The organism is Flavobacterium sp. (genome assembly GCF_043722275.1).
GTDB lineage: Bacteria > Bacteroidota > Bacteroidia > Flavobacteriales > Flavobacteriaceae > Flavobacterium.
On sequence record NZ_JAYSPC010000152.1, the window covers coordinates 63,409 to 69,456 of the forward strand.

The window sequence follows — 6,048 nt, forward strand, 5'->3', positions numbered from 1 at the left end:
GTTAGACACTTTTTACGATGTATGTTTTTAGGTTATTATTTAAAATCCCACAGTCGCTTCTAACATAAAACCGTCGAATTGCCCCCCATGTCTGATATCAGTATCCTGAAAATTTTTATATTTCTGATTTACATATTCGGCTTTCATCAGGATATTTTTTGTCAGGAACCATCCTGCAGAACCTACCACACGATTAATGGTCTGGTCATTTTGATTTAGCGAGGTATCTTTTAGTGTATTGTATCGTGCTGCAATCCAGAAATTTTCTTTCCCGGCGGGGAATCTGTAAATAAGATCAATAGCAGATTGAATGACCTGATGTGTATCGGCCTCAGTGATTTTTCGTCCTTTGGCTACTTCATAAGTTCCAAAGAGTTCAAAACCTTTAAATTTCACAAAAGGATTAATCATAAAAGCCGTCACCTGCTGGCTGAATTCGGGATTATAACGCCCGGATCTGAAATTATCAACAGCCGTTGCCGTTGTATTCTCCAGTACATAAAAATAGTGGGAACCGGTCCGGTCACCTGCAAAAAGGGTATTGTTCAAAGCTCTTTTTACGTGGTAAAAGGAACCGGTAAGCCTCAGGCGTAAATCCTTGTCGAATTGTTTGTCATAACCAATTTTACCATGTAATGCAGGAGTAGGTTTGTTTAATTCTCCTGTTGCCGCATCTATTTTGGTAGAAACAACCACCGTTGGATTTAAGGCGCCATTGGTTATTCCTACTAAACCCATCCAGCCTGAATCATGATGAAAATAGATTTCACCTCCAATTTCAGTCGCAAATTCATCCAGAATGTAATTTTCAATAAAAGGGTTGTAGATGGCGTTTCCTCCGTCACTTCGTCTAAAGTGCTGGTCGCCATAATCAACATCATAGGCACCTACTTTCAGGGTTACATATTTCATGGCCTGATCGACAAAATTGCTCTTTAAAAATAGCAGTTTATCAAACTGTATGTAACCTCCTTTTACCCAGGTTTCCTCATGATGTCTTGAAGATAAATAAATAGTAAGGTTCATTCGGATTCCATCATCGAGCTGCGTGTCGAGGTTCAGGTTGGCCATAGCCAGATTGAAACCATTTGTAATACCAATAAGTTCATTGCTGTTTATGCCGTCAACCAGTACGGGAGTCGCTGTATTTTGATGGTTTAATCCCTGGAAATCCAGTGTAAAATTACCACCCATTTTTACCTTAAAACCGTCAAAAGTTGCTGTATCTTTCTTGGTAGTTTCAAAAACATTCAGGCCTCTTTGGTCATTGTACCTAAAATACTGCATAGGTTTTTTTTGTGCTTGCGCCAATGTTATCCAAAGGCACAGTAATAGCGATATTGTATTTTTCATGTAAATTAAGATTTTTCAAAAAGGAAAGAGAATTCAAGTTTGATCGAATCACCTGTTTTCATGACTCCGCCCATAAAAACAGGTGCCGTAACCTTGTATTCACTCATATTTATGGGGTAATTGCCATCACAGCTGATACTTCCGTCTTTATTTACAAAACAGTACAAATCAATAACAACATCTTTGGTAACGCCCGCAATGGTCAGTTTTCCGGCCGTTTTAATATGGAATTTAGAATTGTTTAAGCTCATTACTTCAGCAGAAACCTGTTTGTACGTGATTTCTTTAAACTCATCCGTTTTCAGGGCTTTGTACGCATTTTTGTCTAATTTTTTCTGACCGCTTTTAAGAGTGAGCACAGGGAGGTTAAACTCAATGGCGCTGAGTTTTGTAATTTGATTTTCAGCACTGATATTAAATGTTGCTTTTCCCGAAAAAGTACCTGTTTTCATGGTCCAGTCATGAAAGGTAGAAGTTCCGGATATCTTCATTTCATTCACTATAGATTTTCCAATTTTGAAATGGGATTGTGCCAGAACCGTCTGGTTCAGCCCTGAGAAGATTATCATCAGGAGCAGTACTGCGAATTTTATTTTAGTTTTCATGATTATTTTTAATTTATTAAAGGCATTATTTTAAGTAGGAGCGAAGGAACCAGGCCATTTTCTCATGGCTCTCGGTTAGTGTGGTAACAAAATCATCTGTTTTACTGTCTTTAGAAGTCGTTTCAAGCAGCGGTGTATTGTTTTTTAGTATGGCAATCAGGTTTTCATGATCAACAAGTAATTCATTGAGATAACCCGTGCGGTCATTTATTTTTTTTCTTTTTTTATTGAATCGCGTCACCTTCAAAAAAGCCTTCAGCATGGCATCTGCATAATGACCTGAAGCATGAACACGTTTTTCAATATGCTGGATTATAATATCAATTTCGCTGGATTGAGCACTGAAAAAAAGATACTTGTCCTGAAAATCAATATACTGAAGGTTCGCATCTACACTTTTAGTTTTGGTTAAAAGGATATATTCATCACAAAGAATACTGGAGAGTTTGTTGGTAAGGTTTCTTATATGAGCTCTTTTTGAAGTAGTGGTTTTCATGTTCGTTTTTGGAGTTGGTGGTTTTCAAGGCAAAGTTGAAGCTATTAGAGGTAAACCAAAATGACAGACAACGTACCAATGAGTGACCGTTGTTACTTATTGAGAAGACCAAAATCATACTTTGCTTGAGATTTACTGTATTAATTAGTATTGGATGCTTTTTGCAGTTCCAGTTCTTTTTTTGTCTCTTCTTTTTTCTTTTTTTTGAAATAACCCCTTAGCAGGAAATTCTGTTTGGCAGCCTGTTCAATTTCAATTAAGTTTTTTGAGCCTGTTTGTAAATTTGTTAAGGTTGAATCCAAGGAACCGGCCAATTTTTCATCGCTGATCAGTTTTGGCAAAATGCCTTTTCCAGTATTTAGTTTTGAGGTAAAAACATTTAAATCAGTCACACTTTTCTCAAAACCGGAAAGTGTTTTTTTAATGCTGTTGGCATAATAGGGATCGGTCATGAGTTTTGATAATGTGCCGTCCTTGTCGTTTATTTTTTTTGTAAAAACAGCAAATTCACTGGAACTCTCCTTTAGGTTTTTCATCGTAACATCGATACTGTTTGCAAAATTCTCATCGGTTAATACCTTAGAGAGTGCGCCTTTTCCGTTATTGATTTTATAGCTGAATTCAGAAAGTTGTTTGGTGATGATCTGGGCATTCTCGACGCTTTTTTTGAGTCCGGCAATCAGATCTTCCATCCCGACAGCTTCATTGGAGGCAATCATATCGCCGTCTTTTACCACTTGCGCCAGACTGTTTTTAGGCGAAATCGTTAGCACTTTATCGCCCATCAGCCCATCGGAGCCGATACTGGCCCAGGCATCGGTTTTAATGTATTGATGCACTTCTTCCCGGATAATCATATCGACAACTACAGTAGAATCGGAAATAAAGGAGATCTCTTTTACAGTGCCAATAGTGATTCCTGACAATAGTACATTATTGCCGTTTTTGAGCCCGCTGACGTTTTTGAATTTTGCTTTTAAATGGAAGGTGTCACCAAAAAGGTTTTGGCTTTTGCCAATGAAATAAACCGCAACGAGAAAAATCATGAGCGCGGCAATGACAAACAATCCCAATTTCCAGATATAGTCTGATTTTTTTTTCATGATTGTATTATTTAAATAGATAAGCCAGGGCTTGTGGATATTAATTGGCTGCAAAAAAGAATGATCTGACCCACTTATCGGTACTGTTTTCGAGTTCCTCATAGGTGCCCTGCGCATGGATCAGGCCGTCTTTGATAATAATGATGCGATTTCCGGTCATTTTAGCGCAGATCATATCATGGGTAATGATAATGGAGGTTGTTTTGTATTTTTTCTGTACCGATAAGATCAGTTCGCTGATTTCCTGCGCGGTAATGGTGTCAAGGCCCGCGGTGGGTTCATCATAAAATATAATTTCGGGTTTGATAATTATCGTTCGTGCCAAACTAATGCGTTTGACCATTCCCCCTGATAATTCAGAAGGCATTTTATCAATAGCTTCTTGTAGTCCTACGCTATCCAGGGCTTCAAGAATCTGCTGCTGAATATCTTCCTCTGTCAAATGGCGCGTATGGTGTTTGAGGGTAAAAGTCAGGTTTTCACGAACCGACATCGAATCGTATAAGGCTCCGTCCTGAAACATAAAACCTATTTTGAGCCTGATTTTATTAAGTTCTTTATACGTAAGTTTTGTCATGTCTGTACCCAGGATTTCCATTTTTCCTTTATCGGGATCAAGAAGGCCAACAAGGCATTTTATGGATACTGATTTTCCTGAACCAGAACGTCCAAGGATCACAAGATCCTCACCTTTGTTTACCTCAAAATTAATCCCTTTGAGTACTTTATTTTTTCCAAAGGCTTTATACAGGTTTTTGACTTTTATGATGGGCTCTTCTTTCATGGTTTAAAAAAATAAATCGGTGATTTGAACTGCCAGCATATCGACAATAAAAATAGAAAGTGACGCTGTTACGACTGCTGAATTTGCCGCAAGTCCCACGCTTGCTGTACCATTTGAAGCATTAAAACCTTTGTAGCAGCCGATCACTCCGATAAAAAATCCAAAGAAGAACGTTTTTATCGTAGCGGGCATAAGATCCAGATAATCCAGATGTTCAATGACTTCTGAAAAGTATCTTCTCATTGTAATGGTATTGTGTATGTTATAACCGATGTAACCGCCAAAAATACCAACCAGATCAGCAAAAATAACCAGCAGCGGCACCATTAGCGTTGTGGCTAATATTCGGGTAACTACCAGATATTTATAAGGATTCACGGCAGAGACTTCCATGGCATCGATTTGGGAGGATACTTTCATCGAGCCCAATTCGGCGCCAATGCCCGACGCAATTTTTCCCGCGCAGATAAGTGCAGTAACCACAGGGGCTATTTCCCTTATAAGGGAAAGTGAAACCATGCCTGGCAGCCAGGATTCTGCCCCAAATTTTGTCATGGTCGGCCTTGACTGAATGGTCAGTACCAAACCCATGATAAAGCCGGTTATGCTTACAAGAGGAAGTGATTTACATCCGATGGTGTAACATTGGCGCAGGAACTCATTGATTTGAAAAGGAGGGACGAAAATTTCTCTAAAAAAACGGCCGATAAACAATGAAAAATTTCCTGCCTGTGTAAGCTGCTCTTTTACGATGGCTATCATTATACTGAGATTTGATTTGGGTTATAGTTTAGAAAACAATTTTATGGGGTTAGGACCTGATTTCCGTACAGGTGAATTTTCTTCTCTTGACCGCTATAAAATTGAATATATTTTACTTTTCTGGAGTTTATTCTGAACTTTCTCCGCAGAACTTTTGCTTAGCTTTCGTTTTGAATAATTGTATTATCCTGAGACAAAGATGCAATGATATGCCGCGTTTGGAAATGATGGGCATCATTGCAGGATGTGACCGTTATTACATTTAGAAAAGTCAAAAAAAAGCTTCCCTGAATTTTAAGTTATTCAGAAAAGCTTTTTTGCATTTGTAATATTTCAGGTAGTTACCTGTATTATTACGCTGTAAAAGAATAGTTGTAATCCACTGTCAATTCATTTTTTACAAAGGAAACCCCGGGAGTATTCTATGTAATTCTGGCCGCTTCTTCTTTTTGGTAGAGCGAGGTTACTTCGCCAGAAAGCGTTACTGTACTTGCTGATACCGATACGGTAATATCTTTGGCATTTATGGCCCAATGGCGCGCTAAGGCATTCTCTACGTGCTTTTTTTCAATGCTACTGTTGGATTCTGACTGAATGCTAATGTTATTGATAACCCCTTTAACGCCCCAGAGTTCATTGGCTAATTTTCTGGCCATCTCTTTCTGATAATTCCATCCCAATTGGCCTTCTAATGTGACCCAGCCCTGTTCAACTTTAACAGTTAGATTGTTATGCGGAAAAAACAGGCTGTCTGAAAAAGATTTTACCAGATTTGTAGCGATGTCATTATCATTTTTAATGAAGTGGTGCGCATCCTGTATCTCAATTTTTTCGACTACTGCCTTGACTGCAAATTCTGGTAAAAGTGAGCACCCCATTCCGGTAAAAGAGAGCAATTGATTCCGGTTCAAAGTGAGCACCCTATTCTTGTGAAAGAGATCAATT

Annotated in this window: 7 protein-coding genes; all 7 read right to left on the reverse strand. The window is 38.5% G+C overall.

Annotation, left to right across the window (positions count from 1 at the left end; translation table 11 throughout):
- Positions 1–39 precede the first annotated feature (39 nt).
- Positions 40–1,353 (reverse strand): hypothetical protein, encoded by a 1,314-nt coding sequence (locus ACHZDT_RS18530; protein ID WP_394776167.1) that lies wholly within the window; start codon positions 1,351–1,353, stop codon positions 40–42.
- Positions 1,354–1,358: 5 nt separating this feature from the next.
- Positions 1,359–1,958, reverse strand: a complete 600-nt coding sequence (locus ACHZDT_RS18535) for a YceI family protein (protein ID WP_394776168.1) — start codon at positions 1,956–1,958, stop codon at positions 1,359–1,361.
- A gap of 25 nt (positions 1,959–1,983) precedes the next feature.
- The gene (locus ACHZDT_RS18540) at positions 1,984–2,454 is read right to left on the reverse strand and encodes a ferritin-like domain-containing protein (protein ID WP_394776169.1); all 471 of its coding nucleotides are present in this window, start codon (positions 2,452–2,454) and stop codon (positions 1,984–1,986) included.
- A gap of 140 nt (positions 2,455–2,594) precedes the next feature.
- The gene (locus ACHZDT_RS18545) at positions 2,595–3,557 is read right to left on the reverse strand and encodes an MlaD family protein (RefSeq protein ID WP_394776170.1); all 963 of its coding nucleotides are present in this window, start codon (positions 3,555–3,557) and stop codon (positions 2,595–2,597) included.
- A gap of 40 nt (positions 3,558–3,597) precedes the next feature.
- Positions 3,598–4,341: an ABC transporter ATP-binding protein gene (locus ACHZDT_RS18550; protein ID WP_394776172.1), complete on the reverse strand. Its 744-nt coding sequence runs from the start codon at positions 4,339–4,341 to the stop codon at positions 3,598–3,600.
- Between the two features lie 3 nt (positions 4,342–4,344).
- Positions 4,345–5,103 (reverse strand): MlaE family ABC transporter permease, encoded by a 759-nt coding sequence (locus ACHZDT_RS18555; RefSeq protein ID WP_394776173.1) that lies wholly within the window; start codon positions 5,101–5,103, stop codon positions 4,345–4,347.
- Between the two features lie 422 nt (positions 5,104–5,525).
- Positions 5,526–6,048 (reverse strand): BON domain-containing protein (locus ACHZDT_RS18560; RefSeq protein ID WP_394776174.1); only part of this gene is annotated, 523 nt, incomplete at its 5' end.

Coding starts and splice junctions, on each gene's coding strand:
- ACHZDT_RS18530 (WP_394776167.1), bottom strand. CDS start 1,353: ATGAAAAATACAATATCGCTATTACTGTGCCTTTGGATAACATTGGCG.
- ACHZDT_RS18555 (WP_394776173.1), bottom strand. CDS start 5,103: ATGATAGCCATCGTAAAAGAGCAGCTTACACAGGCAGGAAATTTTTCA.
- ACHZDT_RS18540 (WP_394776169.1), bottom strand. CDS start 2,454: ATGAAAACCACTACTTCAAAAAGAGCTCATATAAGAAACCTTACCAAC.
- ACHZDT_RS18535 (WP_394776168.1), bottom strand. CDS start 1,958: ATGAAAACTAAAATAAAATTCGCAGTACTGCTCCTGATGATAATCTTC.
- ACHZDT_RS18545 (WP_394776170.1), bottom strand. CDS start 3,557: ATGAAAAAAAAATCAGACTATATCTGGAAATTGGGATTGTTTGTCATT.
- ACHZDT_RS18550 (WP_394776172.1), bottom strand. CDS start 4,341: ATGAAAGAAGAGCCCATCATAAAAGTCAAAAACCTGTATAAAGCCTTT.